23 protein-coding genes, 1 pseudogene and 1 riboswitch are annotated in these 25,986 nt (G+C 70.0%); of the genes and pseudogenes, 12 read left to right on the top strand and 12 right to left on the bottom strand.

Going from position 1 to position 25,986, the window contains the following annotated elements; all coding sequences use genetic code 11:
- Positions 1 to 98: 98 nt before the first annotated feature.
- Entirely contained in the window at positions 99 to 902 is an 804-nt protein-coding gene (locus tag FGL15_RS14855) for a hypothetical protein (RefSeq protein WP_138946571.1), read from the bottom strand.
- Positions 903 to 906: 4 nt separating this feature from the next.
- The gene (locus tag FGL15_RS14850; protein ID WP_138946570.1) at positions 907 to 1,518 is read right to left on the bottom strand and encodes a TetR/AcrR family transcriptional regulator; all 612 of its coding nucleotides are present in this window, start codon (positions 1,516 to 1,518) and stop codon (positions 907 to 909) included.
- 106 nt (positions 1,519 to 1,624) lie between these two features.
- On the opposite strand from FGL15_RS14850, the gene FGL15_RS14845 reads away from it, so the two are divergent.
- On the top strand, positions 1,625 to 3,121 hold the full coding sequence (locus FGL15_RS14845; RefSeq protein WP_138946569.1) for an MFS transporter: 1,497 nt from the start codon (positions 1,625 to 1,627) through the stop codon (positions 3,119 to 3,121).
- Between the two features lie 81 nt (positions 3,122 to 3,202).
- Here FGL15_RS14845 and FGL15_RS14840 read toward each other — a convergent pair whose 3' ends face one another.
- Positions 3,203 to 3,559, bottom strand: a complete 357-nt coding sequence (locus tag FGL15_RS14840; protein WP_138946568.1) for a DUF2200 domain-containing protein — start codon at positions 3,557 to 3,559, stop codon at positions 3,203 to 3,205.
- 117 nt (positions 3,560 to 3,676) lie between these two features.
- Between FGL15_RS14840 and FGL15_RS14835 the strand changes: the two genes are divergently transcribed.
- Positions 3,677 to 4,768, top strand: a complete 1,092-nt coding sequence (locus FGL15_RS14835) for a CPBP family intramembrane glutamic endopeptidase (protein ID WP_138946567.1) — start codon at positions 3,677 to 3,679, stop codon at positions 4,766 to 4,768.
- Here the strand turns inward: FGL15_RS14835 and FGL15_RS14830 are convergent.
- Positions 4,710 to 5,225, bottom strand: a complete 516-nt coding sequence (locus FGL15_RS14830) for a YbaK/EbsC family protein (RefSeq protein WP_138946566.1) — start codon at positions 5,223 to 5,225, stop codon at positions 4,710 to 4,712. The two genes, FGL15_RS14835 and FGL15_RS14830, sit on opposite strands and share 59 nt — an antisense overlap.
- 67 nt (positions 5,226 to 5,292) lie before the next feature.
- Complete coding sequence (locus tag FGL15_RS14825) at positions 5,293 to 6,105, bottom strand: DeoR/GlpR family DNA-binding transcription regulator (protein ID WP_138946565.1); 813 nt, start codon at positions 6,103 to 6,105, stop codon at positions 5,293 to 5,295.
- An 83-nt stretch (positions 6,106 to 6,188) separates the two neighbouring features.
- Here FGL15_RS14825 and galT point away from each other — a divergent pair, with 83 nt between their 5' ends.
- Together galT and galK are read left to right on the top strand one after the other, a co-directional pair.
- Positions 6,189 to 7,340: a galactose-1-phosphate uridylyltransferase gene (gene galT / locus FGL15_RS14820; RefSeq protein WP_086474413.1), complete on the top strand. Its 1,152-nt coding sequence runs from the start codon at positions 6,189 to 6,191 to the stop codon at positions 7,338 to 7,340.
- The gene (gene galK, locus FGL15_RS14815) at positions 7,337 to 8,497 is read left to right on the top strand and encodes a galactokinase (RefSeq protein ID WP_138946564.1); all 1,161 of its coding nucleotides are present in this window, start codon (positions 7,337 to 7,339) and stop codon (positions 8,495 to 8,497) included. The genes galT and galK overlap by 4 nt, the downstream gene beginning before the upstream one ends.
- A gap of 85 nt (positions 8,498 to 8,582) precedes the next feature.
- On the opposite strand, the gene FGL15_RS14810 is transcribed toward galK, so the two are convergent.
- Positions 8,583 to 9,455 carry a bifunctional methylenetetrahydrofolate dehydrogenase/methenyltetrahydrofolate cyclohydrolase gene (locus tag FGL15_RS14810; RefSeq protein ID WP_071259424.1) on the bottom strand — a complete coding sequence of 291 codons (873 nt, stop codon included), beginning with the start codon at positions 9,453 to 9,455 and terminating at the stop codon, positions 8,583 to 8,585.
- 11 nt (positions 9,456 to 9,466) lie between these two features.
- Positions 9,467 to 10,738, bottom strand: a complete 1,272-nt coding sequence (gene glyA / locus FGL15_RS14805; protein WP_064296623.1) for a serine hydroxymethyltransferase — start codon at positions 10,736 to 10,738, stop codon at positions 9,467 to 9,469.
- Between the two features lie 42 nt (positions 10,739 to 10,780).
- A riboswitch (ZMP/ZTP riboswitch) is annotated at positions 10,781 to 10,899 on the bottom strand.
- 159 nt (positions 10,900 to 11,058) lie between these two features.
- Here glyA and FGL15_RS14800 point away from each other — a divergent pair.
- The 3 genes from FGL15_RS14800 (at position 11,059) to FGL15_RS14790 (ending at position 15,243) form a co-directional block, all read left to right on the top strand.
- Positions 11,059 to 12,561: a family 20 glycosylhydrolase gene (locus FGL15_RS14800; RefSeq protein ID WP_138946563.1), complete on the top strand. Its 1,503-nt coding sequence runs from the start codon at positions 11,059 to 11,061 to the stop codon at positions 12,559 to 12,561.
- A 404-nt stretch (positions 12,562 to 12,965) separates the two neighbouring features.
- Entirely contained in the window at positions 12,966 to 13,829 is an 864-nt protein-coding gene (locus FGL15_RS14795; protein WP_138946562.1) for a sigma-70 family RNA polymerase sigma factor, read from the top strand.
- The gene (locus tag FGL15_RS14790) at positions 13,753 to 15,243 is read left to right on the top strand and encodes a hypothetical protein (RefSeq protein WP_138946561.1); all 1,491 of its coding nucleotides are present in this window, start codon (positions 13,753 to 13,755) and stop codon (positions 15,241 to 15,243) included. The genes FGL15_RS14795 and FGL15_RS14790 overlap by 77 nt, the downstream gene beginning before the upstream one ends.
- Before the next feature lie 40 nt (positions 15,244 to 15,283).
- Here the strand turns inward: FGL15_RS14790 and FGL15_RS14785 are convergent, their stop codons facing one another.
- Positions 15,284 to 16,513 carry an MFS transporter gene (locus FGL15_RS14785; protein ID WP_138946560.1) on the bottom strand — a complete coding sequence of 410 codons (1,230 nt, stop codon included), beginning with the start codon at positions 16,511 to 16,513 and terminating at the stop codon, positions 15,284 to 15,286.
- A 184-nt stretch (positions 16,514 to 16,697) separates the two neighbouring features.
- Between FGL15_RS14785 and FGL15_RS14780 the strand changes: the two genes are divergently transcribed.
- The 5 genes and pseudogenes from FGL15_RS14780 (at position 16,698) to FGL15_RS14760 (ending at position 20,919) form a co-directional block, all read left to right on the top strand.
- Positions 16,698 to 17,090 (top strand): MerR family transcriptional regulator, encoded by a 393-nt coding sequence (locus FGL15_RS14780; protein ID WP_064296627.1) that lies wholly within the window; start codon positions 16,698 to 16,700, stop codon positions 17,088 to 17,090.
- 27 nt (positions 17,091 to 17,117) lie between these two features.
- Positions 17,118 to 18,014 (top strand): formyltetrahydrofolate deformylase, encoded by an 897-nt coding sequence (gene purU, locus FGL15_RS14775; RefSeq protein ID WP_370281774.1) that lies wholly within the window; start codon positions 17,118 to 17,120, stop codon positions 18,012 to 18,014.
- 40 nt (positions 18,015 to 18,054) lie between these two features.
- A complete protein-coding gene (locus tag FGL15_RS14770) occupies positions 18,055 to 18,411 on the top strand; it encodes a YrdB family protein (protein WP_234993927.1) in 357 nt (118 codons plus the stop codon).
- Entirely contained in the window at positions 18,408 to 19,562 is a 1,155-nt protein-coding gene (gene nagA / locus FGL15_RS14765; RefSeq protein WP_138946559.1) for an N-acetylglucosamine-6-phosphate deacetylase, read from the top strand. The genes FGL15_RS14770 and nagA overlap by 4 nt, the downstream gene beginning before the upstream one ends.
- Positions 19,559 to 20,919, top strand: a pseudogene (locus FGL15_RS14760) (FAD-binding oxidoreductase). The gene nagA and the pseudogene FGL15_RS14760 overlap by 4 nt, the downstream one beginning before the upstream one ends.
- Before the next feature lie 95 nt (positions 20,920 to 21,014).
- Here FGL15_RS14760 and FGL15_RS14755 read toward each other — a convergent pair.
- The 4 genes from FGL15_RS14755 to ptsP all read right to left on the bottom strand — a co-directional run bounded on the left by FGL15_RS14755 (position 21,015) and on the right by ptsP (position 25,984).
- Entirely contained in the window at positions 21,015 to 22,169 is a 1,155-nt protein-coding gene (locus tag FGL15_RS14755; protein WP_138946558.1) for a mannitol-1-phosphate 5-dehydrogenase, read from the bottom strand.
- A complete protein-coding gene (locus tag FGL15_RS14750) occupies positions 22,169 to 22,603 on the bottom strand; it encodes a PTS sugar transporter subunit IIA (RefSeq protein ID WP_064296632.1) in 435 nt (144 codons plus the stop codon). Before FGL15_RS14750 ends, FGL15_RS14755 begins: the two co-directional genes overlap by 1 nt.
- A 118-nt stretch (positions 22,604 to 22,721) precedes the next feature.
- Complete coding sequence (locus FGL15_RS14745; RefSeq protein WP_086474423.1) at positions 22,722 to 24,308, bottom strand: PTS mannitol transporter subunit IICB; 1,587 nt, start codon at positions 24,306 to 24,308, stop codon at positions 22,722 to 22,724.
- Positions 24,305 to 25,984 (bottom strand): phosphoenolpyruvate--protein phosphotransferase, encoded by a 1,680-nt coding sequence (gene ptsP / locus FGL15_RS14740; protein WP_082916226.1) that lies wholly within the window; start codon positions 25,982 to 25,984, stop codon positions 24,305 to 24,307. Before ptsP ends, FGL15_RS14745 begins: the two co-directional genes overlap by 4 nt.
- Between the last annotated feature and the right edge of the window lie 2 nt (positions 25,985 to 25,986).

Here is a 25,986-nt window from a genome sequence, read left to right as displayed (position 1 = left end):
CCTCGACCGGTGGGTCACGCAGGGATCGGGGGATCCAGCGCTGCGTGACCCACCCGGTCTCACACCCGACGTGGTCCACCCCGTCACGCCCCACGTGATCAGCGCGCGAGCAGCTCCGGGAGGCCAGCCGCCGTCGCCTCGTCCGCGAGGCTCGCGTCGATCGAGACGAATGACAGGACCGTGATCGCGACCCCGAGACGCGCGGCTGCTTCCAGCTTGTGGTGGCCGTCGAGCACGAAGTGCACGAGACCCGTGTGGGCGTCGAAGCTGTCGAACGGCTGCGTCCGGTCCAGCACGGAGACCGCGAGCACGGTCGCCGCTCCCCCGGCGCGAAGCCACTCCTCATACGAGGCCACGCGCTCGCGGTCGTTCCAACCGGGCGGCACCATCGGCACGAGGAATTCGAAGAGGGTCTCGTGCTCGCCGGTCGTCCGGGTCGGGCCGCGGTAGTAGCCGGTCGCCGGGTCCTCCGGCGCACCAAGCGTGGGGTCGATGCCGCGGTGCGCGACCTGTTCCCGCGAGAAGTAGTCGTGATCGTCACCCGGAGCGACCAGGACGGGCTCGATGGACAGCAGGAGCGGCAGGTAGGTCCCCTCGGGCAGGATCGTCGACACGAGGTCGCGTAACGAAGGATCGTCGATCGCGGGCACGCCCTCGTCCAGGTGATCGTGCAGTGCGTCTGCGGCGAGCGCCCGAGCACCCTCGTCCAGACGACGGAACAGCAGCGCGCAGCTTCCGCACGGGAAGCTCAACTCGAACGCCTCCGCGCCATCGACGATGAGGTGGCGTCCGCCCGGATCGCGGAAGCCGGAGAAGCTCAATGCGGCGTCGGGCGTCCCGACGTGGACCGGCGCCGCGTGATCGAGCAGCCCGGTTCGAGGTCGGACGGGTCCGTCGGTCATCGAGCTACTTCCGGACGGCCGGGATGATGACGCCGTCGATCACCGAGATGAGGAAGTCACGCGTCACCGGCTCGCGCAGCATGAGGACGCGGTAGCTGACCATCGCCTGACTCACGAGTGACAACGTCTCCACATCGGCGTCCGCACGGATCTCACCGCGGTCGATCGCGCGCTGCAACAGGAAGCGGTTGACGGCCATGCGCGGCTCCACGATCGCCGCGTGGATGGACTCGGTGAGCTCCGGGGCATCCGAGATCATCGACATCACGCCGGCGAACACGCGCATCTTGCGCTCACCCTCGGCGATGGACGGCGCCTTGATCATCGCGACGAGATCGCCGCGGAGCGAGCCGGTGTCGGGCAACTTGGAGAAGTCGGGATCGATCTGCTTCATGCAGGCGACCGCGTCGATCACGAGTTCGGACTTCGACGCCCATCGGCGGTAGAGCGTCGCCTTGCCGGCCTTCGCCCGCGCGGCGACCATGTCGACCGTCATCCCGGCGTAGCCCGTGTCGGCGAGGACGTCGAGCGCGGCGTCGAGGATCTCGGCGTCCCGTGTGTGGTCGCGCTTCCGGCCGAGCTTCGGCGCTGCGGGTGGGGTCTCGAGCTGCGTCATCGCGGCTCACCTCCCTTTCGTCTCCCGGAACAGCATAGTTCAGGAACTTGAACGTTCTGGAACTACGCGGTTCCGAAACTGTCCAGTTCCGTATAGAGTCCTCAGCATGACTTCGAACCTCGCCGCCGGAACCCCGGCAGTCTCCTCACGCCGCTGGTGGACGCTCGTCACCGTCGGCCTCGCCCAGCTCATGGTCGTGCTCGACGCCACCGTCGTGAACATCGCGATGCCCGCCGCGCAGGCCGACCTCGGATTCTCCGACGGCGACCGCCAGTGGATCGTCACCGCCTACTCCCTCGCCTTCGGCAGCCTGCTGCTGCTCGGCGGACGCCTGTCCGACCTCATGGGCCGGAAGCGGGCGTTCATCATCGGGCTCGTCGGGTTCGCGATCGCCTCGGCCCTCGGAGGCGCCGCGGACTCGTTCGGCACCCTCGTCGCCGCGCGGGCGCTGCAGGGCGTCTTCGCCGCCCTCCTCGCACCGACCGCGCTCGCGATGCTGACGACCACCTTCACGATCCCGAAGGAGCGCGCCCGCGCGTTCGGCGTCTTCGGTGCGATCGCCGGCGCAGGTGGCGCGGTCGGTCTCCTCCTCGGCGGATTCCTCACCGAGCAGTTCGACTGGCGCTGGAACCTGTACATCAACGTCGTGATCGCCGTGGTCGCCATCGTCGGGGCGGTCCTCTTCATCACCACCCCGAAGGCGACCGGCCCCCGCCCCAAGCTCGACGTTCCGGGCACCGTCCTCGTCTCGGGTGCGTTGTTCAGCCTCGTGTACGGCTTCGCCAACGCCGAGACCGACGGGTGGGACTCGCCGCTCAGCTGGGCCTTCCTCGCCGCCGCAGCCGTGCTCCTCGTCGTGTTCGTCCTCTGGCAGCGCCGGGCTGCGCACCCACTCCTCCCGTTGTCGATCGTCCTCGACCGCAACCGCGGTGCCGCGTTCATCTCGGTCATGATCGCCGGAGCCGGGATGTTCGGCATCTTCCTCTTCGTCACGTACTACCTGCAGGCCTCGCTCGGGTACTCACCGCAGCAGACGGGCTTCGCCTTCCTCCCGATGATCGCGATGCTCGTGCTCGCCGCACAGCTGGGGACCAACCTCCTCGTCCCGCGCTTCGGACCGAAGGTGATGGTGCCGTTCGGCATGACGCTCGGTGCGATCGGCATGCTCCTCCTCACCCGACTCGACCTCGACAGCTCCTACGTCGCGAACGTCATGCCGGCCCTCATGGTGCTCGGCTTCGCGATGGGATCGATCATGCCCGCGTCGATGCAGACCGCGACACTCGGTGTGGACCGGGCGTTCGCCGGGGTCGCTTCGGCGACGGTCAACACGAGCCAGCAGGTCGGCGGTTCGATCGGTGTGGCGCTGCTCAACACCCTCGCGGCGAGCGCCGCCACGTCCTACGTGACGGACAACACGCCGCCCACCCCCGAGGTGCTGGCGCAGGCCGCGATCCAGAGCTACCAGACCGCGTACTTCTGGGGTGCGGGCTTCTTCGCGGTCGGCGCGGTGACGGCGGCACTGCTGTTCCGCCGACGCAACCAGGGACTCGCGCTGCACCACGCCCCGGAGGCGTCTGCGGAACCGGTGCTCGCGCACTGATCCCACCGGGTTCCGAGCACACGGCCGTCGCGCACTCGCGCGGCGGCCGTCTGCGTCATCGGAGGGCCACGCGGTCGGCGGTCAGGCGGAGGCGCGGAGGATCGAGGTCATCTTCTTCCCCTTCGCGACCTCGTCCACGAGCTTGTCCAACTGACGGACGCGCTGCATGAGGGGATCCTCGATCTCCTCGACGCGAATGCCGCAGATGAGCCCCGTGATGAGCGATGCGTTGGGGTGCATCGCCGGTGCTTCGGCGAAGAAGGTCTCGAAGTCGGTACCGTCGGAGAGCACCCGTTCGATCGCGGCGTCGTCGTAGCCCGTGAGCCAGGTGATGACCTGGTCCACCTCGTCCTTCGTGTGGCCCTTCCGCTCCGCCTTCGCGACGTAGAGCGGGTACACGCTGGCGAAGCTCGTCGTGAAGATGCGGTGTCCGGCCATACCGGTCAGTCTCCCACCGTCGCGCGGCGGGGACCAGACCAATCACGGCCTATCCGTCGCTCGTCGTCCATCGCTCGGGGGACGCGTTCTGGCGCGACCGCTGCCTACCCTGGCAGCATGACGAACCCTGGACAGCACCCGCAGACGCCTTCGCCATCACCCTCGACGACACAGGCCTCGACACCCGTCGATCCAGCCGTACCCCAGCGGCAGCTCGCGACGTACGACCACGCCCTCCGCGCCGCACCGGCCTGGTGGCGCGGCGCCCTCGCACTCCTCCTGCTCGTCGTCGGGTTCCTGATCCTCTCGATCGCGCTCGGTGGCATCGCGCTCATCGTGGACGTGGCCACCGGGGCGTACACGCTCGACGACGTCGCGAACGGCCTCATGACCCTGACGCCGGTGACGATGCTCGCCAACAACCTGTCGCTCGCCGCGCTCATCCCGGTGTCGATGCTCATCCAGTGGGCGATCTTCGGCGTCCGTCCGCGGTGGCTGTCCTCGGTGGAGGGGCGCTTCCGCTGGCGCTGGTTCGGGCGTCTCGCGCTCATCATCGTGCCGGTGTGGATCGTGTACGTCGGCGCGTCCGTCCTGCTCTCCCCACTCGATCCCATCGTGGTCGACGGCACCATGATCGCGATGCTGGCCGTCGTGATCCTCACGACGCCGCTGCAGTCGGCCGGCGAGGAGTACGGGGCGCGCGGCCTCATCCAGCGTTCCGTCGGATCCTGGTTCAGTCGACCGATGACGGCCTTCCTCGTCGGCACGGTGGTCTCCGGCGCGGTCTTCGCCTCGGTGCACTTCGCCGGTGACCCCTGGCTCATCGCCTACTACTTCGTGTTCGGCGCCTCGATGTCGTTCGCCGCCCGCGGGACTGGCGGTCTCGAGGCTCCGGTGCTCATCCACGCGACGAACAACGTCCTCCTCCTCGTCCCCACGGCCCTCATGTCACAAACCGACCAGGTCTTCGAACGGGGCGAGGGCGCCGGCGGACCGTTCATGCTCATCCCGATGGCGCTCTGCATCGCCGCAGCCGTCGTGAGCACCTGGTGGGGGCGCAGGAACGGCGTGACCGCGACGGCTCCGCTGCCACCGAGCCGGGTGACGAAGCAGCACGAGACGCCGCCGGCCTCCATGGCCGCTCCGGTGGCTACACCGACGCAGCTGCCGACGACCCCGCAGGATCCTTCGGCGGCTCCACCGCGATGACCTGCCCGCCGGTCACCCGCACGAGCTCCTCGAAGGTCGTCGGGAACACCGTGTGCGCATGGCCTGCTGCGGCCCAGACCTCCGGGTAGGCGGCGAGCGCCTCGTCCACATAGGTGCGGATCGGTTCCGGGTGACCGACGGGCGCGACGCCACCGATCACCTGTCCCGTCGCCGCCTTGACGACCTCGGCGTCAGCACGCTTCAGGCGTCCACCGAGCCGCTCGCCGACCCAGGCGGTGTCGACACGGTGGGCGCCGCTCGTGAGGATCAGCGTCGGCTCGCCGTCGAGCGTGAAGACGAGGGAGTTCGCGATCGCCCCGACCTCGATCCCCAACGCCTCCGCTGCGAGCGCCGCCGTCCGTGCAGCACCGTCGAGCCACGTGACCTCCCCCTGGGCCCCGCGATCACGCAGCGTCTGCTCGACGATGGACACGGCCGGATGCGCTCGATCACTCATACGACCATGCTGCCGCATCGGGCAGTCAGGGCGCGAGTAGTGGGGCACGGCGCGACGCCGCGTGAGGTCAGTCGCCGAGTGGGACCAGCGTCACCGCGAGTCCGGCTTCCCGGAGGAGTGCGATGGTCTCGGGTGCGGCCCCGTCGTCGGTCAGGAGGGCGTCGAAGGCCTCCAGGCCGGCGATCAGGCCGAGCTGCCGCACACCGAGCTTCGAGGCGTCGGCGACCACGACCACCCGCTCGGCGGCGCGGACCATCCTGGCCTTCACCTCGGCCTCGGGCAGGTTGACGTTGGTCACGCCATGGGCAGCGTCGACACCGTTGCAGCCGATGAAGGCGAGATCGGCGTGGACCTGGCCGAGCAGCGACCCGGCGAGTGGATCGACGAGCGAATGCTGCAGCGGTCGGAGCGATCCACCCGTGACGATCACCGAGAACCTCGGGATCTCCGACTCGAGTTCGAGCGCGATCGTCAGGCCGTTCGTGATGACCACGACGTCGGCAAGGTCGCGGCGAGCCTTGAGCGCGCGGGCGAGTGCGAGGCCGGTGCTGCCGACGTCGACGATCACGCTCTGGCCGGAGCGCACCATCGCGGCCGCCGCCTCACCGATCCGCTGCTTCGCGTGGGCCGAGGTCGCGGTCGCGAGTTCGATCGGCGACTCCACGGCGCCTCGTCCCTGCACCGGCATCGCGCCGCCGTGCACGCGGACGGCCTCGCCCTGGTCGACCAGGGTGTCGAGGTCCGTCCGGGCGGTCACCCGGGAGACACCGAAGTCGTCGGAGATGTCGGCCACGCGCACGAAGCCGCGCTCGTCGAGGAGCTCGCGGATGCGGTCGCGACGCAGTGGGGCGGGCAACTGCATCGGCTCGTCGTCGGACATGCTTGAATCTTCGCTGACTTGCCTATACTTTTCAAGGCGAAACGTTGTACGTTTCCTTTCGACAACCCGTTCTGAGGATCCCCATGCCCCCACTCGACGACACCTTCGTCATCGACCCGGCGATCGCGAGCTCGACCCAGCGCCTCGCCGACGGTCGCGAACTCATCTACTTCGACGACGTCGACACGACGCTGCCCGCGGAGCGCCTGCCCGACGCACGCGAGCTCGCGCCACGACCACCGACCGCGTCCATGCGCCAGGACCCGCTGACCGGTGAGTGGATCTCGATCGCCGCCGCTCGCCAGAACCGCGTGATGCTGCCACCCGCGAACCTCGACCCGCTCGCACCCGCGAGCCCGTCCAACCCCTCCGAGATCCCCGACCAGTACGACGTCGCGGTCTTCGAGAACAAGTCGCCGTCCTTCGGACCGCTGCTCGAAGACGAGAACGCACCGGTCGATCTCGCCGACCTCGAGACGATCGGGATCGGCCGGACGCGCACCTCGGTCGGCCGCTGCGAGGTCGTGAGCTTCAGCCCGTCGAGCACCGGCTCCTTCGGTTCGCTGTCCCGCACGCGGGCGCGCACGGTGATCGAAGCGTGGGCCCGCCGGACGCACGCGCTGTCGCAGATCGACTCGATCCAGCAGGTGTTCCCCTTCGAGAACCGTGGAGAGCAGATCGGTGTCACGCTCCACCACCCGCACGGACAGATCTACTCCTACCCGTACGTGACCCCGCGCACGCAGCGACTCATCGCCGCGAGCGAGGCCTACGGTCCCGGACTCTTCGCCGACATCCTCGCCGCGGAGCAGGCTGACGAGCGCGTCGTCCTCGCCGGCGAGCACTGGACGGCGTTCGTCCCGTTCGCGGCGCGCTGGCCCATCGAGGTGCACCTGCTCCCCCACCGGCATGTGCCCGACTTCGCCGCGACCTCGCTCGAGGAACGCGACGAACTCGCCGTCCTCTACCTGCGACTGCTCCGCGGCGTCGACGCCCTGTACGACACCCCGACCCCGTACATCGCCGCCTGGCACCAGGCCCCGACCCGCGTCCACCGCGACGAGCTCCGACTGCACCTGCAGCTCACCTCCCCGCGTCGTGGAGCCGACCGCTTGAAGTACCTGGCTGGCTCCGAGGCCGCCATGGGCGCCTGGATCGGCGACGTCCCGCCCGAGACCACCGCCACCGCCCTGCGCGCCGCGATCGCCGCAGCCGACGAGGAGAACCCCGTATGACCGACCTGCAGCGCACCGCCACGAACGGATTCGAGAACGCCTTCGGCAGCGAACCGCACGGCCTCTGGACCGCGCCCGGCCGCGTGAACATCATCGGCGAGCACACCGACTACAACGACGGCTTCGTGTTCCCGATGGCGATCGACCGCCGCACCGTCGCAGCCGTCCGGCGTCGGGACGACGACCGCATCCGGGTGTCGAGCAGCTTCTCACCCGAGATCGTCGAGGTCTCGGTGCGCTCGCTCGATCCCGACGCCCTGCACGGCTGGTCCGCCTACCCGCTCGGCGTCGCGTGGGCGCTCGGCCAGTTCGGGGCACCATTGCAGGAGGTGCCCGGGGTCGACATCTACATCGACTCCGACGTCCCGGTCGGGGCCGGCCTCTCCTCCTCCGCGGCCATCGAGGCCTCGGTCGCCGTCGCACTCACCGAGATCTGGCACCTCGACCACGACCGCCGGACGCTCGCGAAGATCTGCCAGCTCGCCGAGAACCGGGCGGTCGGTGCTCCGACCGGCATCATGGACCAGTCGGCGTCGCTCCTCGGCCAGCGTGACTGCGGCGTCTTCCTCGACTGCCGCTCGCTCGAGACCGACGTCATCCCCCTCGGCTTCGAGCAGCACGACCTCGAGCTGCTCGTCATCGACACGCGCGTCGAGCACGCCCACGTCTCGGGCGGGTACGCGGCACGTCGGGCGTCCTGCGAGGCGGGGGCTGCAGCGCTCGGCGCCGACTCGCTCCGCGACGTCACGGTCGGCGACCTCGACCGCGCTCGTGAGCTGCTCGACGACGAGACCTTCCGTCGCGTCCGTCACGTCGTGACGGAGAACCAGCGTGTCCTCGACACCGTCCGGACCCTGCGCGAGCACGGCCCGACGTCGATCGGCGAGCTGCTCGTGGCCTCGCATGCGTCGATGCGTGACGATTTCGAGATCTCGGTTCCGGAACTCGACCTGGCCGTCGAGACGTCGATGGCGGCCGGTGCGATCGGGTCGCGGATGACCGGTGGTGGGTTCGGGGGCGCGGCGATCGCGCTGGTCCCCGTCGCCCTGGCGTCGGCCGTGGCGGAGGCGGTCACGGCAGCGTTCGCCGGGGCGTCCTTCACCGCCCCGACCATCTTCCCCGTCCGCCCCGCCGCAGGAGCCACCCGAGAATCCTGACCCTCCCCTCCCCTGCCCGCGAACTGTCAATTCCGGCTAGTACCGGCCGCTCGGACTAGCGTCGAGTGACAGTTCGCGGGCAGGGTTAGGGGGTGGCCATGCGGACGACGTTGGCGAGGAGTCCGACTCTCGTCATGGGACCGACACCACCGGGGTTCGGGCTGATCCACGAGGCGACCTCGGCCACGTCCGGGGCGACGTCGCCGACGACCCGGGACTTGCCGGTCTCGGGGTCGGTCTCACGGCTCACACCGACGTCGAGGACGATCACGCCCGGCTTCACGGCATCGCGCGTGACGATCCCGGGGACGCCCGCCGCAGCGACGATCACGTCGGCGGTGCGGAGGATGTCGTCGAGTCCGACCGTTCCGGTGTGCGTCAGCGTGACCGTCGCGTTGTACTCGCGACGGGTGAGCAGCGGGCCGATCGCGCGACCGACGGTGACCCCGCGGCCCACGACGACGACGTGCTTGCCCGCCCAGCTGATCCCGTGACGTTCCACCAGCTCGATGACGCCCTTCGGCGTGCATGGCAACGGCGTGTGGATCGGGCGGTTCACGTTGAGCACGAGACGACCGAGGTTGGTCGGGTGGAGCCCGTCGGCGTCCTTCTCAGGATCGATGCGCTCGAGGATCGCGTCGGTGTCGATGTGCTTCGGCAACGGCAGCTGCACGATGTAGCCGGTGCAGCTCTCATCGGCGTTGAGCTCGTCGAGGACGGCCTCGAGTTCCTCCTGCGAGACCGTCTCGGGCAGGTCGCGTCGGATCGACTCCATGCCGACCTCGGCGCAGTCGCGGTGCTTCCCGGCGACGTACCACTGCGAACCCGGGTCGGACCCGACGAGGACGGTGCCCAGCCCGACCGAGATGCCGCGCTCCTTGAGCGCGGCCACCTCGATCGCGAGTTCGGACTTGATGGCGGCGGCCGTGGCCTTACCGTCGAGGATCTGTGCGGTCATGCGCCCGCGCCCTACTGCTGGAGGCCGGGGTAGAGCGGGAAGCGCTCGGCGAGCGCCGTGACGCGCTCCCGGAGGGCTCCGGCCTCGGCACCGTTGCGCAGCGCGAGGGCGATGATGTCGGCAACCTCGGCGAACTCGGTGTCGCCGAAGCCACGCGTCGCGAGTGCCGGGGTACCGATCCGCAGACCGGAGGTGACCATCGGCGGGCGCGGGTCGAACGGCACCGAGTTGCGGTTGACCGTGATGCCGACCTCGTGGAGGAGGTCTTCGGCCTGCTGGCCGTCGAGCTCGGAGGTGCGGAGGTCGGCGAGCACGAGGTGCACGTCGGTACCGCCGGTGAGGACGTCGATGCCGGCGGCCTTGGACGCCTCGGAGGTGAGCGCCTCGGCGAGGAGCTTGGCACCGCGGAGCGTGCGCTCCTGACGGTCCTTGAACTCCGCCGTGGCGGCGAGCTTGAACGCCGTCGCCTTGGCGGCGATGACGTGCATGAGCGGTCCGCCCTGCTGGCCGGGGAACACGTTCGAGTTGAGCTTCTTGGCGAGCTCCATGTCGCGGCTCACGATGAAGCCGGAGCGCGGGCCGCCGATGGTCTTGTGCACGGTGGAGGACACGACGTCGGCGAACGGCACGGGCGACGGGTGGACACCTGCGGCGACGAGGCCGGCGAAGTGCGCCATGTCGACCCAGAGCTTCGCGCCGACCTCGTCGGCGATCGCGCGGAACGCGGCGAAGTCGAGCTGGCGCGGGTAGGCGGACCAACCGGCGATGATGACCTGCGGCTTGTGCTCGAGCGCCTTGTCGCGGACGACGTCCATGTCGACGAGGAAGGTCTCGGGGTCGACGCCGTAGGAGACGGCGTTGTAGAGCTTGCCGGAGAAGTTGAGCTTCATGCCGTGGGTGAGGTGACCACCGTGGGCGAGCTCGAGACCGAGGATGGTGTCGCCGGGGGTGGCGATCGCCGAGAGGACCGCGGCGTTGGCCGTGGCGCCCGAGTGCGGCTGGACGTTCGCGTACGCGGCACCGAAGAGGCTCTTGGCCCGCTCGATCGCGAGGGACTCGGCGATGTCGACGAACTCGCAGCCGCCGTAGTAGCGACGACCCGGGTAGCCCTCGGCGTACTTGTTGGTGAGGACACTGCCCTGCGACTGCAGGACGGAGACGGGCACGAAGTTCTCGCTCGCGATCATCTCGAGGGTGTTGCGCTGGCGACCGAGCTCCTGCTCGAGGACCGCTGCGATCTCGGGATCGACCTCGGAGAGTGGCGCGTTGAAGGTGTCGGACAAGACTGGCTCCCTTTTGTGACAGAACGGATGTCGGTGATGTGCCGTTTCGGCCCAGGCGTGCGGCCGAATCCGCCCTTGTCTTCAAGGTGCAGGGTCGCTCCCCGATGGTGAACCATCTGAGGCGGAGCGGAACTCCGTCTATACGCCAGTTGCGACTGCTAGCAGCATAGCAACGGGACGCCCGACGCGCACCGTCCTGTGGAGAGGCCGGGCAGCGGCGGGGGCCGGTGTGTCAGGATGGCCCGACGCTTGTTCACCCTCTGAACAAACCCCGTTCCAGCCCCCACGATCCCGCGTCGCCGACGCCGAAGGAACCGCGCATGAGCCTGCTGCCCCGCCCCGTCTTGCAGACCACGGACGTCTCCGCTCCCCCGTTCCGGTTGTCGGCGGATTCGGTGATCCGTACCGACCCGTCGGCGGCGACCACGGCCCGGATCCTCGCCGACGCCCTGCGCGCTTCCACGGGGTTCACGCTCCCGGTCGAGACCAACGGCACGGAGGAGATCGTGGATTCCGCGGGTACGGACATCACGCTGTCGATCGACCCGCGCCTGTCGACGACGAGCGGGGCCTACCGATTGACCGCCGCGGCCTCCGGTGTCGAGATCGTCGGCACGGACGCCGACGGAGTGCACCACGGCACGCAGACGCTCAGGCAGCTCCTCCCGCCGGCCAACTGGGCACCGACGGCCGGCGCACAGGACTGGATCATCACCGCGACCGTCATCGACGACGCTCCGCGCTTCGCCTACCGCGGCGCGATGCTCGACGTCGCGAGGCACTTCTTCACGGTGGAGCAGGTGCAGCGGTTCATCGACCAGATCGCCGCACTCAAGCTCAACCACCTGCACCTGCACCTCACCGACGACCAGGGGTGGCGCCTCGAGATCGCCGGGTGGCCGGAACTCACCGGGATCGGTGCGGCGACCGCGGTCGGTGGAGGCACGGGCGGCTCGTACAGCGCCGACGACTACCGGGCGATCGTCGAGTACGCCGCCGACCGCCGCGTCACGATCGTCCCCGAGATCGACGTCCCAGGACACACGAACGCGGTCCTCGCGGCGTATCCGGACCTCAACCCGGACGGCGTCGCGCGCGAGCCCTACACCGGCACGGAGGTCGGCTTCTCGAGCCTCGACATCCATGCCGAATCCACCTACGAGTTCCTCGACGACGTGTTCAACCAGCTCGCCGCGATGACCCCGGGCCCCTACCTCCACCTGGGCGGCGATGAAGCGCTCGCCACCACCGAGGACGACTTCCTCCACTTCGCCCGTCGGGTGTCCGAGCTGGTCGCCACGACCGGGAAGACCGCGATCGCCTGGCACGAGTTCGGCGCGTCACGCGACCTCGCCCCCGGCACCATCGGCCAGTACTGGAACTACGTCTCGCCCGAGGACGGGCACGCCGACAAGCTGCGCTCGTTCGTCGATCAGGGCGGGCGGGTCATCATGTCCCCGGCCGACGCCGCCTACCTCGACATGCAGTACCCCGACGTCGCGACGGCCGGCCTCACCTGGGCGGACGGCCCCACGAGTGTCGAACGCTCCGCCGTCTGGGAGCCGACCGCGATCGTCGAAGGCGTCGGTGAGCAGGACATCCTCGGCGTCGAGGCCCCGCTCTGGACGGAGACCGTGGCCGACGTGCAGACGCTCGAGTTCCTCGTCTTCCCACGGGTCGCGTCCATCGCGGAGATCGGCTGGTCGGAGCGACGCACGCCGGAGTGGAGCGACTTCCGGGTCCGGCTGGCCGAGCTTGCTCAGGGCTGGTCGGCCGCGGGCATCGCCTTCCACCGCTCCCCCGAGGTCAGCTGGATCGACTGATCCGCGCGGCGGACAGGAAAGCGGCCGGGAGTGGCGCTCGCCCCCGAGCGCCACTCCCGGCCTGTCGACGGGTACGCACGAAGGCGCCCCCTCCCGTCGAGATCTGCAACGTTTCGGGTCCGTTGCCCGATGCGCACCGGCCGTGGCGCGCACCGTGGCCGTCCGAGGACGACCCAGCCGGGTCCCCGTCGCCGGGAATCCTGCTGTTCATCCTGAGAGAGTGCATCCCGGGCAGGTCATGACGCGGTTTCCCAGAACAATCGGAACGGATCTTCCTCGGCTCCAGCGGCGGTCCGCGAGGCACCTCGTGCCAAGATGAGGAATCGGCGTCATGATCCCGCTTCACCCGACTCTCTTGAGCGGGCACGGTGCCCGGTAGTGCGCAGCTCGCAGACGGAGGCATCATGAGCCTGGACACATCCCCGGCTTCATCGCTCACCGAGCGATCTGATGCCGAGCTCATCGAGCACACCCGGACGGGGTCGCAGGACGCTTACGCGGAGCTGTGGCGACGGCACTCGAACGCCGGACGGACCGTCGCCCGGTCCGTCACCTCGAGCCTCGATCCCGACGACCTCGTCTCAGAATCCTTCGCCCGCATCTATCAGGCGGTCCGCCGCGGGAAGGGACCCACCGGCGCCTTCCGCCCGTACCTGTTCACCACCATTCGGAACACGGCGGCCGCATGGGGCCGGTCGCGTCGGGAGACCTCACTCGACACCCTGGACTCCTTCGAGGACCCGGACACGAACGAGGCGTCCTCGATCGAGGCCCTCGACCGCAGCCTCAGTGCTCGAGCGTTCCGAAGCCTGCCGACCCGGTGGCAGGAGGTGCTCTGGTACACGGAGATCGAGGCGATGACGCCTGCGGAGGTCGCGCCGCTCCTCGGGATGAAGGCCAACTCGGTGGCCGCGCTCGCCTACCGAGCACGCGAGGGGCTGCGCGAAGCGTGGATCCAGGCGCACCTGCAGGCCGTCGACGACGATTCGGAGCACGCCTTCACGATCAGCAGGCTCGGAGCGTACGCGCGCGGGAACCTCTCCGCGCGGGACACGGCCAAGGTCGAGTCGCACCTGGACGCCTGTCAGCGGTGCACCATCGTGGCCGCTGAGGCGAAGGAGGTCGGCTCGCGCATGGCGCTCGTCCTCCTCCCCTCGTCGCAGGCGCCGCCGGTGCGGCCGGCTACACCGCGTGGTTGCAGACGAACGGTGCGTCGACGACCGCGGTCGCCGCGATGCCGGCCGGCGTCACCGGCGGGGTCGCGTTGACGGCGCACCTGAGCGCCTCGGTGGCGGCCGGGGCGGAGCAGCCGCTTCCGGTGCAGCCGGTTCCAGCGGCGCCGCATCCGGTGCCGGCGTCGCGTCGGGTGCGGGCGTCGCGGGTGCTGCGACGGCAGGTCTCTCCGGCGGGATCATCGCCGCGATCGGCGTCGGCGTCGTCGCGGCGGTGACCGCCGCCGCACTCGTCCTGGGTCCGATGGTGTTCCCGCCCGGGGCCGACTCGGCGACCTCCGTCTCCGCCGGCGAGACCAGCGACCCCGTCGCCGCGCCGACACCGGGCGCGACTCCGACCACGGGTCCGACGACGCAGCCGACCGCACCGACGACCCCGACACCCTCGGGACCGGTGCCCACTCCCCGGCCGACGCCCGGCCCGGGCACCACGCCGCCTCCGGTCGCCGACCCGCTGGTCCCGTCACCGACGGCTCCGCCCGTCGCCCCTCCCGTCGATCCCGTCGATCCGGTGGACCCCGTCGATCCGACGGACCCCGTGGAGCTCCCGGCGCCGACGATGGTCGCCGACACCGGTGGTGGCTTCCTCTGGCCCGCCTTCAGTGGCACCGCCTCGGCCGGCGCCACCGTCGACATCCTCGACGGCGACGTGGTCGTCGCGTCGACCGTCGTCCCGGCCTCGGCGCGGCGGGCGTCCGCGACAGCCACTCCCGAGACCGGGACCTGGTCGACCGGCCCGGTCGACCTCGGCCGCACGGGCACCTTCGTCCTGACCGTCCGCCAGACCCTGGGCGACGAGGTCTCCGTGTCTGCCGAACCGGCCACCATGTCGATCAGCGGGCCGGCCGTCACCGGGCTCCGGACGGTGCTGTCGGTGCAGTTCCTCGATCCGACCGGCTCGCTCGTGGTCGTCGGTGCTCCGAACGGCGCGGTCGGATACACGGTCGACGGTGGCGACGAGCAACGCGTCGCGCTCGACGCCGACGGTCGAGCGACGCTCACCGGCGCCGCCGTCGCCGTCGGGTTCCACGAACTCAGCGTCTGGAGCGTCGACCCGTCCGACCCATCTCGCGTGGGACCTGCGACCTCCGTCGAGTACCTCTCCCTGACCGGACTCCTGAGTACCGACGCCGCCGTCGATCCGGCGACGGCCCCGCTCCCGGAAGCGGTTCTGGACACCGCACCGGACGCGGCTCCCGTTCCGGTCCCGGTTCAGGCCGTCGTCGAACCGATCGCGGAGCAGACCCCGGCGGAAGCGGCTCCCGCGACGGAGACGGACGCGCCGAGTCCGACCGAACCGGCTCCGACGACGGAGACGGAGACTCCGGCGGAGACGGAGACTCCGGCGGAGACGGAGACTCCGGCGGAGACCGCGCCCGACGTCACCGCGCCGTCCGAAGCCGCAGACGCCTCACTGGAGCCGGCGACGGACGCACCGGCAGCGCCGTAAAAACGCTCGCGCGACACTCCCGCAAGGGTCTCTCGCTCGATCAGACGGACTCGCGCCTGCGGGTGCGCAGCACGTCCGCCGCGAGGAGTGAGGTCGCGACCACGGCGAGGCACACGTACACCCACGGCAGCACGCCGAGACCGATCTCGGCGAGGAGCAACGCGCCGAGCGCCGAACCGCCACCGATACCCGTGTTGAACGCGGTCGTGTAGAACGCGTTCGCGGTGTCGCGGATGCGCGGGCTCGCCGCGTGCAGCAGGCGCGTCTGCATGAGCGGCGGCAGCATGCCGAAGGCCGTCCCCCAGAGGAAGAACGCGACGAGCGCACCCGGAAGCCAGCCTGCCGAGAGGGAGAGGACGCTCACCATGGCCGCCGACACGGTCAGGGCGACGAACAGGCCCGTGGTCGCACGCCTCGCGAAGACGCTGCCGGTGAGGATGAGGCCGATCGCGCCCGCGACGCCGTAGACGAGGAGGAGGATGCTGAGCTGGCCAGCCGGGACACCGACCTCGCCGATGAGGAACGGCGCGATGTAGGTGTAGAACGCGTAATGTCCCGCCATGATGACGCCGACCGCGATGCAGACGATCGCGACCGGGACGATGCTCGGATCACGGCCCGTGGCGCCGGAGGCGGCCGCATGCGACTCCTCCCGACCGACGGGCGGCAGCTTCCACCACACGACGACGGCGCCGAGGAGCATGGCCGCGGCGAGCACGCCGAACGCGAGTCGCCAGCCGAGCGCGTGCCCGAGCGCGGTGCTGAGCGGGACACCGAGGACGAAGGCGAGCGTGCCACCGGCGATCGTCACGGACACGGCGCGGGCGAGCTGTTCCTTCGGGACCAGGTGACCGGCGTACGCGCCGACGACCGCCCAGAAGACGCCGTGGGCCAGTCCGCCGAGCACCCGGGTGGCGACGAGGAGCTCGTAGTTCGGTGCGAGCGCGCCGAGACCGGTGCTCACGCCGAGGACGACGATGACGGCCACGAGCAGCGCGTGTCGTGGGACACGCCTGGTGAGGTGGATGAGCGCGGTGCTCGACAGCACCACCGTGAACGCGAACACGCTGACGAGGAGCCCGATCTGCGACTCGGTCACGCCGAGCGAGGTACTCATCTCCGGGAGGAGCCCGGTCGGGATCATCTCGCCGGTGACGGAGAGGAAGGTGCCCGCCGCGAGTGCGATCAGGCCGACCCAGGGGAACGGCGGCGGTGACGAGGGCTTGGCGGGTTCGGCGGCGCGCGCCGAGGATGGCGAAGAGGAGGTCATCGGATTGCTCCAACGATGGCGTTCACTCGTCGGCTGACGTGGCGGACGAGTTCGTCTACGCGCTGATGTGCGCGCCCAGGGTCAACCGACATCCGGCGACCGCGGACGAGTCTACCCGAGGGCGGGAATGCGGAGGGCTCGATCCGACGTTGCAGCTGACGTGAAGGTGACAGAGAGGCCGCTCATGCGCATTGCAGAACTCGCTGAACGAACGGGTGTCCCGGCCACCCGGCTCCGCTCCTACGAGGAGGAGGGACTCCTGGCGCCCGTGCGCGCGTCGCACGCGCCCGACGAGTACGAACCGTCCGCGATCGACCACGTCGTCACGGTCGACAACCTGTTCGACGCGGGGCTCACGACCCGTCTCGTGCGCGTGGTCCTCGATCTCGACGACGCACGCACCTCGCGTGCCGTGCCCGACTGCTCCCGCGCGACGGCCGAGTCGCTCCACGCGCAGATCGCCTCGATCGACGCCCGCATCGACTGCCTGCGGCAGAGCCGCGAGACGGTGCGGTCGTACCTGCGTCAGTCCTCCCACGCCGACCTCGTCGACGAGCGGTCCGTCCCTGCGGCTTGAACCGCCGGGTCCCGGTAACCTGAGTCGGTGACGAACTCGACCGATCCCTCCGCTGTGCCATCGACCACGCACGAGCGCTCCGTCCACTGGGTGCTCTCGATCATCTGCGAGGATCGGCCCGGTATCGTGCACGCGATCAGCGGTGCGATCGTCGAGGCCGACGGCAACATCACCGAGAGCCAGCAGTTCTCGAGCGATGACACCGGGCGGTTCTTCATGCGGCTCCAGGTCGAGGCGGCGGTCTCGCGCGATCGGTTCGAGGCGGCCATCGCACCCGTCGTCGAGCGATACGCCCTCCAGTGGCGGCTCGACGTCGTCGGTCGTCCGCTCCGGACGCTCGTCCTGGCTTCGACGGCGGCACATTGCGTCAACGACCTCCTCTTCCGCCAGCGGGCCGGCCAGCTCCCGGTCGAGATCCCCCTCGTGCTCAGCAACCACGGTTCGCTCCGCGATCTCGCCTCGTTCTACGGCGTGCCCTTCGAGGCACTGCCCGTGACGGACGCGGCATCGAAGGCGGCGTTCGAGGCCAGGGTCGTCGAGGCCGTCGAGGAGCACGACATCGAGCTCGTCGTCCTCGCGAGGTACATGCAGATCCTCTCCCCCGAGCTCTGCGAGCGCCTCGCCGGTCGCGCCATCAACATCCACCACTCCTTCCTGCCCGGTTTCAAGGGCGCGAACCCGTACAAGCAGGCGCATGCGCGCGGCGTCAAGCTCATCGGCGCGACGGCGCACTTCGTGACGAGCGACCTCGACGAGGGACCGATCATCGAGCAGAACGTCGTCCGCGTGGACCACTCCCGCTCCCCCGCGGAGCTCGTCGCCATCGGTCAGGATGAGGAGAGCCGCACCCTCACCCAGGCGGTGAAGTGGTTCGCCGAGGACCGCGTCCTCCTCGACGGTGCGCGCACGATCATCTTCCGCTGACCCGGAGCGGGCTCGCGGCCACGCGCCGTAGAATCGTGTGGTGTCTGAACGAACTCCCGCCGATGTGAAGATCGGCCCCAACGAGATCCTGCGGTTCTTCCTCGAACTCTTCGCCTTCTTCTCGCTCGGCTTCTGGGGCGTCGCGGTGTGGCCGTTCCCCCTGAACGTGGTCGTCGGGATCGCCGCGCCGGTCGTGGCGATCATCCTCTGGGCGCTGTTCCTCTCGCCGCGCGCCGTGATCCGCATCGACCTCTACGGCCAGGCGGTCGTCGAGCTCCTCATCTTCGCGGCGGCGGCGCTCGCCTGGTTGCACCTCGGGCAGCCGATCATCGCGACCGTCTTCGCCGTGGTCGCCGTCGCCAGTGGTGTCGTCCGCGGCCGGAAGCAGCTCGCATGACCGAGCTCCTGATCCACTCCGCCACCAAGGTCGACGTCGACGGCCACCAGGACGCCTTCTGGCTGCACGCGGTCGACGGCGTCATCCGCTCCACCGGCACCGGCGACGACTGGCGCTCCATCCCCGTCGGCGACGGCGCATCCGTCCACGACGCACACGGCGGCCACCTCACGCCGGGGTTCATCGACCTCCACGTCCACGGCGGCGGCGGGTCGTCCTTCGACGACGGACGCGACGCCATCGGACGCGCACTCGCGGTGCACCGGGCACACGGGACCACGAGGACGCTCATCAGCCTCGTCTCGAACCCGGTCGACGCCCTCGTCGCGAGCCTCGAGGGGATCGCCGACCTCGTCGCCGAGGATCCCCTGGTCCTCGGAGCCCACCTCGAAGGTCCGTTCCTCTCACCGGTCAAGAAGGGCGCGCACGACCCCGGTGCCCTCATCGACCCGAGCCCGGCGGTCGTCGAACGCCTCATCGACGCGAGCCGAGGCACGCTGCGACAGATCACGATCGCTCCTGAGCTGCCGAACGCCCTCGAGGCGATCCAGGTCCTCGTCGAGGCCGGCGTCATCGTCGCCGTGGGACACACCGACGCCGACGAAGCACTGACGAAGACGGCGTTCGATCTCGGCGCCCGGCTCGTCACCCACGTGTTCAACGCGATGAACGGGATCCACCACCGCGCGCCCGGACCGATCATCGCCTCCTTCGCCGACGAGCGGGTCACGGTCGAGCTCATCCTCGACGGCGAGCACGTGCATCCCGACGTCGCCAAGCTCGCCTTCGAGCAGGCCCCGGGCCGCGTCGCGCTCATCACGGACGCGATGGCCGCAGCCGGCTCTTCCGACGGCCGTTACCTCCTGGGAGCGCTCGAGGTCCAGGTGACGGACGGTCTGGCGCGGCTCGTGGAAGGCGACTCGATCGCCGGCTCCACGCTGACGCTCGACCGGGCGCTCCGACTCGCCGTCGCGAGCGGTGTGGCGGCGGACGCGGCGGTCGGTGCCCTCACGAGCACCCCGGCCCGTGTCCTCGGTCTCGCCGACCGCTTCGGACGACTGGCCCCGGGATACGCCGCGGACGCCGTCCTCCTCGACCACCAGTGGAACGTCCAAGCGGTCTGGGCCGACGGATCAGCCCTGGCGCGATGACGACGCCTCCCGTCCTCGACGCCCTCCGTGACGCCCTCGGCGACGCGGTCTCGACGACGGACGCCGTCCTCGCGGACGCACGGTCCGACAAGTCGGGTCACGTGTCCGACGCCCCACCGATCGCCGTGGTCTCCGCGCGTTCCATCGAGGACGTCCAGACGGTCATGCGCATCGCCACCGCGACCGGGACGCCGGTCGTGACGCGCGGCGCCGGCACCGGACTGGCCGGCGGCGCGCTCGGCGGCGCGGGCGAGATCGTCCTGTCGACGCTCGCGATGCAGCGCGTCCTGGAGATCAACGAACCCGACCTCCTCGCGGTGGTCGAACCGGGCATCATCAACGGCGCCTTCAACGACCTCCTGCTCGCCCGGGGACTCTGGTTCGCGCCCGACCCGGCGAGCCGCGCGATCTCGACCGTCGGTGGGAACATCGCGACCGGCGCCGGCGGCCTGCTGTGCGCGAAGTACGGCGTGACGCGCGACGCCGTCCTCGCCCTCAAGGTCGTCCTGGCCGACGGCCGACTCATCAGCGTCGGGCACCGGAGCGTGAAGGGGGTCACCGGCCTCGACCTCACGAGTCTCATGGTCGGCTCCGAGGGCGTCCTCGGCGTCATCGTCGAGGCGACCGTCCGCATCCGGCGCGTGACGCCGGGCACCGTCGCGACCATCGCCGGCTACTTCCCGAGCGTGGTCTCGGCAGCGGAGGCCACCGCCGCCGTCACCGCGTCCGGTGTCCAGCCGTCGATCATGGAACTGCTCGACCCCGTCGCGCTCGTCGCCGTGCACCGCTACCTGCAGCTGCCGACCCCGACCAGCGGCGAGGCGCACGTCGTGATCCAGACCGACGGCCCGAACGCCGAGGCGGAGGCCGCCGCGATCCTCGACGTGCTCCACGCCGGCGGCGGGCGTGCCGAGATGTCCACCGACCATGCGACGGGTGAGCATCTGTTGGCGGTCCGCCGCGCCCTGCATCCCTCGCTCGAGCAGTTCGGCACCCCGCTCATCGAGGACGTGTCGGTCCCCCGCAGCCAGTTGGCGGCGATGTTCACGGCGATCGGCGAGATCGAGCGCCGCTACGGCATCTCCATCCCCACGGTCGCGCATGCGGGCGACGGCAACCTCCACCCGAACTTCGTCTTCGAGGGGTCGAGGTACCAGACCTCATCTGGCAGGCCGCCGACGACCTCTTCACCACCGCACTGCGGCTCGGCGGTACCCTCACCGGCGAGCACGGCATCGGCCTGCTCAAGAAGCGCTGGCTCGGCGACGAGCTCGGCGAGGATCAGCTCGCGCTCCAGCACGGGATCAAGCGGCTCTTCGACCCCGAGAACCTCCTCAACCCGGGCAAGATGTTCTGAGACCCTTCGACAGGCTCAGGGACCGGAACAGGCTCCGAAAACTGCGACAGGCCCAGGGTCCGGACGGATCCGGTCCCTGAGCCTGTCGAAGGGCGTTACGCGAGCGATGCCTGTCGGGCGACGACCTGCGCGAGCACCGCGGGAGCCAGCGGGTGCTCGGGAGCGAGGCCGGTGACCTCCTCGACGAAGGTGCCCGATGCGAGCTCGTGGAGCTTCGCCTGGAGCTGGACGCTCTGCTCGTCGTCGGCGACGTCGAACTCGAGCGCGGCTCCGATCGCCGAGACCAGTGCGTCGTGGGCCATGCCGCGCTCCGCCAGCTCGGCGGCGGGTCCGATGAACCGCTCGGTCCGGCTCAGCTTGCGCAGCGGCTGCCGACCGACGCGCTCCACGGTGTCGGGCAGGTGCACGTTCGCGAAGCGACGGAGGATCGTCTCGCGGTACTCGCGTTGCGCGTCGACGTCGAGCCCGTGCTTGGCGACGAGCAGCGCGGAGGTCTCCTCCAGCACCGCACCGACGGCGACGGCGATGGACGGCTCGGCGAGCGCTTCGGCAATCGTCTGGATACCGGCGCGCGCACCGAAGTAGGCGACGGAGGCGTGGCCGGTGTTCACGGTGAAGAGCTTCCGCTCGATGTACGGCGCGAGCTCCTCGACGAAGTGGGCACCGGGGATCGACGGCAGCGAGCCGTTGAACGCCGGGGTCTCGATGGCCCATTCGTAGAAGGTCTCGACGGTCACGTCGATGCCCTGCCCGGCGGGCTGGCCCGGGACGATGCGGTCCACGGCCGTGTTCGCGAACACGGCCCGGGTCGACAGCGACGCCCAGGCCTCGTCGCCGACCGCCTGGCGCACCTCGGTGGCGAGCAGGTCGGTGGCGTTGATCGCGTTCTCGCAGGCCATGACCGCGAGCGGAGCGGCGTCGGCCGGACGGGCGGCGATCCCCCGAGCGATGACGGGAGCGACGAAGCGCAGGATGGTCGGCCCGACGGCGGTGGTCACCACGTCGGCGGCGGCGATCTCCTGGACCAGGGCCTCCTCGTCGGTGGCACTGTTGATCGCGCGGAACCCAGTGACGACCGTGTCCTTCGCGCCGTCGCCCACCTCGTGCACCGTGTAGCTGTCAGCCGCGGCGATCGCATCGATGAGCTCGGCGTTGACGTCCGCGAAGACGACCTCGTAGCCGCCCTCGTGGAGGAGCAGTCCGACGAAGCCGCGCCCGATGTTGCCGGCGCCGAAGTGGACGGCTCGCATCACTCGTTGACCTCGCTCAGGAGCGCGTAGAGCTCCTCAGGCGTCTCGGCTGCGAGCAGCTTGGCGACCTCGTCGTCCTCGGAGAAGATGATGGCGATCTTGGAGAGGATCTCCATGTGCCCGCCGTCCTTGCCGGCGATGCCGACGACGAAGCGGACCTCGTCGCCGTCCCAGTCGATGGGGGTCTCGTAGCGGGTGAACGACAGGGCGGAATCACGGACCGCCTCCTTCGCGTCGTTCGTCCCGTGCGGGATGGCGAGGAGGTTGCCCATGTAGGTCGACACGGACTGCTCGCGGGCGAGCATGGCCTCGAAGTACTCGTCGGTCACGGCGCCGGCCGCTTCGAGGGCGTCGGCAGCGCGGCGGATGGCCTCCTCCTGCGTCACCGTCCCGGTGACGATGGTGATCCGATCCTGGGTCAGTACCTGCGACATGTCTTCCTCTGCATTCGTCGTGCGGGGCTCCGCCGGTGCGGTCCGGAGCCGGGTGAAGGGCGGTGGCTGGAGCCCCGGGGCGCACGCCCTTCGCGTGCGCCCCGGGATCGTTCCGTTGCTAGTGTGCTCCCTCTCCGCGGAGCAACTCCACCACTTCGTCGTACTTCGGAGAGTTCATGAAGTTGTCGACCGACATGTGCACGGCACTCGGGGTCTTCTCCTTCGCGCGCTCCGTCAGCTCGCGCTGGGTGATGACGAGGTCGACGTCGTCGGCGAGGTTCGCGATCGCCTTGTTCGTGACGGTGATCTCGTCGATGCCGGCCTTCTTGATCTTGTTGCGGAGCACCGAGGCGCCCATCGCACTCGAACCCATACCGGCATCGCACGCGAAGACGATGTTGCGGATCGGTCCGCGCTCGAGCGTCGTGACGACGCCCTCGTCGACGACGTCCGCTCCGGCTGCGGCGCTTCCGGCGGAGAGGTTGCCGAGCACGCTCGACTTCTTGCCCTTGGCGGCCTCGGTCGCGGCGACGGCGGCCGAGAGGTCACCGGCGTTCTCGTTCTCGAGGTCGCGCTTCCGGCTGGCCCGCAGGATGATCGCGGAGATCGCGAACGAGACGGCTGCTGCGACGATGACCGACAGGATCACGCCGAAGTAGCTGTCGGGTGCCGTCTGGATGAGCACGGCGATGATGCTGCCGGGCGAAGCCGGGGCGCGGAGACCCGTGTTGAACGCGACGTTCGTCGCCACACCGGCCATGCCGCCACCGATCGCGGCCAGGACCAGCATCGGCTTCATGAGCACGTACGGGAAGTAGATCTCGTGGATGCCACCGAAGAACTGGATGATGACCGCGCCGGGAGCCGACGCCTTCGCGAGACCGATGCCGAAGAAGCAGAACGCGAGCAGGATGCCGAGGCCCGGACCGGGGTTCGCCTCGAGGAGGAACAGGATGGACTTGCCGGTCTCCTCGGACTGCTGGACACCGAGCGGGGTCAGCACACCGTGGTTGATGGCGTTGTTGAGGAAGAGGATCTTGCCCGGCTCGATGAAGATGCTCGCGATCGGCAGGAGCGAGTTGGCGACGAGCCAGTCGACGATGCCCTCGAGGAAGCTGCTGAGCGCGGTGACGATCGGGGCGATGCCGTAGAACCCGCCGATGGCGAGGAGGGCTCCGAGGATACCCGCGGAGAAGTTGTTGACCAGCATCTCGAAGCCGGCCTTGATCTTGCCGTCCCAGATCCGGTCCACCTGCTTCATGAGCCACGCGGCGAGCGGGCCCATGATCATCGCGCCGATGAACATCGGGATCGCGCTGCCGACGATGACGCCCATGGTCGCGATGGAGGCGACGACGCCGCCACGCTCACCGTAGATCATGCGGCCACCGGTGTTCGCGATGAGCAGCGGGAGCAGGTACGTGATCATCGGGCCGACGAGCCCGACGTACTGCGGGAAGGTCGTGCCGTCATCGGCCTGCGCGAGTGCCGTCGCGGCACCCTGCCAGCCGATGAGGTCGGCGTTGCCGAAGCCGCCGAGCACGCCGTTCGGGAGCCAGCCGGTGGCGATGAAGAACGCGGTGATGAGGCCCCAGGCGATGAAGGCCGCGATGTTCGGCATGACCATGCCGGAGAGGAAGGTGCCGAATCGCTGAACGCCGACTCGTGCACCTCCCGGCTTCTTGGGAGTAGACGTCGTTGTCATGATGATGTTGCCTCTTTCATTTCGGGAGTCGTTGCAGCGGTGGCCGCTGCCCTGGCTTCGGCCGCACCGTCGGCGGCCAGTGCTGCTGCCGCGATGCGCCGGGCATCGTCGAGCGTGTACTGCTGGAGGGAGTGACGGACGTCGGCGAGCGCCGACGGTGACATGGACAGGGTGGTGGCGCCGAGTCCGACGAGGACGACGGCGAGGAGCGGGTCGGCTGCTGCTTCGCCGCAGATGCCGACCGGCTTGCCGTGGTGCTGGCCGGCTTCGCCGACGAGCTGCACGAGGCGAAGGACCGCCGGGTGCCACGGGTCTTGGAACGCGCCCACGGAGCCGAGCAGGCGGTCCGCGGCGAGCGTGTACTGCGTGAGGTCGTTGGTCCCGATCGACGCGAATCCGGCGTGGGCGAGGACGCGGTCGGCGAGGAGGGCGCTCGACGGCACCTCCACCATGACGCCGGGCGTCTTCAGGCCGTACTCCGCAGCGATCGCCATGAAGTACTTCGTCTCCTCGACGGTCGACACCATCGGGGCCATGACCCAGAGGTCGGCGTCCGTCGCGGCGTCGGCCTGGGCGAGCGCCGTGAGCTGCTCGCGCAAGATGTCCTCGCTCGCCCGCAGCGCACGGAGGCCGCGGAGTCCGAGCGCCGGGTTGTCCTCGTGCGCGTCGTTCAGGAACGCCAACGGCTTGTCGGCACCGGCGTCGAGGACGCGCACGACGACCTTCTGGCCGGGGAAGGCGTTCAGGAGCTTCTCGTAGTGCGCCCGCTGCTGCTCGACCGTCGGCGCGAGCGCCTGGTCGAGGAAGAGGAACTCGGTGCGGAAGAGACCGACGCCCTCGGCGCCGAGCTCTGCGGCGGCGTCGGCGTGTTCGGCCGAGCCCAGGTTCGCGAGTAGCGGCACGGGGGTGCCGTCGGCCAACGCACCGGGGACGACCGGCGCGTTCACGAGCGCGAGTCGGTCGGCGATACGCTGCTCCGTGGCGGCGACGAGCTCGGGGGTCGGATCGACCGTGACCTCACCGGCTGCTGCGTCGACGACGAGCGTCGTGCCATCCGTCAGCTCGGCTGCTCCGACGACGCCGACGATCGCGACGATCGACTTCTCGCGGGCGAGGATCGCCGTGTGCGAGGTCGGACCGCCGTCGCTCGTGACGAGGCCCAGGACCAGGTCGAGGTCGAGGAGTGCGGTGTCGGCCGGAGCGAGGTCGCGGGCGACGAGGATGAAGGGGTGGCCGGGCGAAGGCACGCCGGGTGCCGGCACGCCCATGAGGTCGGCGATGACCCGCTGCGACACGTCGTCGAGGTCGGCGGCGCGCTCCCCGAGGTAGCCGCCCATCGCGGCGAGCTGGTCGCGGAACGAGGCGAACGCCGCGTGGACGGCCCACTCGGCGGTCTTGCCGTCCGCGAGCCGCGTGGCGATCTCCTCGGCGAGGGTCGGGTCCTCCGCCATCATCGCTTGGGCCTCGAGGACGTCACGAGCGGCACCACCGGCGGCGGCGCCTCGGGCCTCGAGCTCGCGGGCGACCGCGGCGAGGGAGGTGTTCGCGCGCTCGGTCTCGGTCGCGAGGTCGAGGGTGCTGGCGACGTCGGCGGGCGCGGGGAGCGGGTCGGCCATGCGGGCCACCGGGCCGACGGCGACGCCCTGGCCGATACCGATGCCCTGGAACGCGGTCATCG

This window comes from Plantibacter sp. M259, assembly GCF_006065115.1.
Classification (GTDB): domain Bacteria; phylum Actinomycetota; class Actinomycetes; order Actinomycetales; family Microbacteriaceae; genus Plantibacter; species Plantibacter auratus.
This window is presented reverse-complemented; position numbering and strand designations above follow the sequence as displayed.

Excerpts from the sequence above, each read along its gene's own strand:
- FGL15_RS14855 (WP_138946571.1), bottom strand. The coding sequence starts at position 902 with ATGACCGACGGACCCGTCCGACCTCGAACCGGGCTGCTCGATCACGCG.
- FGL15_RS14850 (WP_138946570.1), bottom strand. The coding sequence starts at position 1,518 with ATGACGCAGCTCGAGACCCCACCCGCAGCGCCGAAGCTCGGCCGGAAG.
- FGL15_RS14845 (WP_138946569.1), top strand. The coding sequence starts at position 1,625 with ATGACTTCGAACCTCGCCGCCGGAACCCCGGCAGTCTCCTCACGCCGC.
- FGL15_RS14840 (WP_138946568.1), bottom strand. The coding sequence starts at position 3,559 with ATGGCCGGACACCGCATCTTCACGACGAGCTTCGCCAGCGTGTACCCG.
- FGL15_RS14835 (WP_138946567.1), top strand. The coding sequence starts at position 3,677 with ATGACGAACCCTGGACAGCACCCGCAGACGCCTTCGCCATCACCCTCG.
- FGL15_RS14830 (WP_138946566.1), bottom strand. The coding sequence starts at position 5,225 with ATGAGTGATCGAGCGCATCCGGCCGTGTCCATCGTCGAGCAGACGCTG.
- FGL15_RS14825 (WP_138946565.1), bottom strand. The coding sequence starts at position 6,105 with ATGTCCGACGACGAGCCGATGCAGTTGCCCGCCCCACTGCGTCGCGAC.
- galT (WP_086474413.1), top strand. The coding sequence starts at position 6,189 with ATGCCCCCACTCGACGACACCTTCGTCATCGACCCGGCGATCGCGAGC.
- galK (WP_138946564.1), top strand. The coding sequence starts at position 7,337 with ATGACCGACCTGCAGCGCACCGCCACGAACGGATTCGAGAACGCCTTC.
- FGL15_RS14810 (WP_071259424.1), bottom strand. The coding sequence starts at position 9,455 with ATGACCGCACAGATCCTCGACGGTAAGGCCACGGCCGCCGCCATCAAG.
- FGL15_RS14800 (WP_138946563.1), top strand. The coding sequence starts at position 11,059 with ATGAGCCTGCTGCCCCGCCCCGTCTTGCAGACCACGGACGTCTCCGCT.
- FGL15_RS14795 (WP_138946562.1), top strand. The coding sequence starts at position 12,966 with ATGAGCCTGGACACATCCCCGGCTTCATCGCTCACCGAGCGATCTGAT.
- FGL15_RS14785 (WP_138946560.1), bottom strand. The coding sequence starts at position 16,513 with ATGACCTCCTCTTCGCCATCCTCGGCGCGCGCCGCCGAACCCGCCAAG.
- FGL15_RS14780 (WP_064296627.1), top strand. The coding sequence starts at position 16,698 with ATGCGCATTGCAGAACTCGCTGAACGAACGGGTGTCCCGGCCACCCGG.
- nagA (WP_138946559.1), top strand. The coding sequence starts at position 18,408 with ATGACCGAGCTCCTGATCCACTCCGCCACCAAGGTCGACGTCGACGGC.
- FGL15_RS14755 (WP_138946558.1), bottom strand. The coding sequence starts at position 22,169 with ATGCGAGCCGTCCACTTCGGCGCCGGCAACATCGGGCGCGGCTTCGTC.
- FGL15_RS14750 (WP_064296632.1), bottom strand. The coding sequence starts at position 22,603 with ATGTCGCAGGTACTGACCCAGGATCGGATCACCATCGTCACCGGGACG.
- FGL15_RS14745 (WP_086474423.1), bottom strand. The coding sequence starts at position 24,308 with ATGACAACGACGTCTACTCCCAAGAAGCCGGGAGGTGCACGAGTCGGC.
- ptsP (WP_082916226.1), bottom strand. The coding sequence starts at position 25,984 with ATGACCGCGTTCCAGGGCATCGGTATCGGCCAGGGCGTCGCCGTCGGC.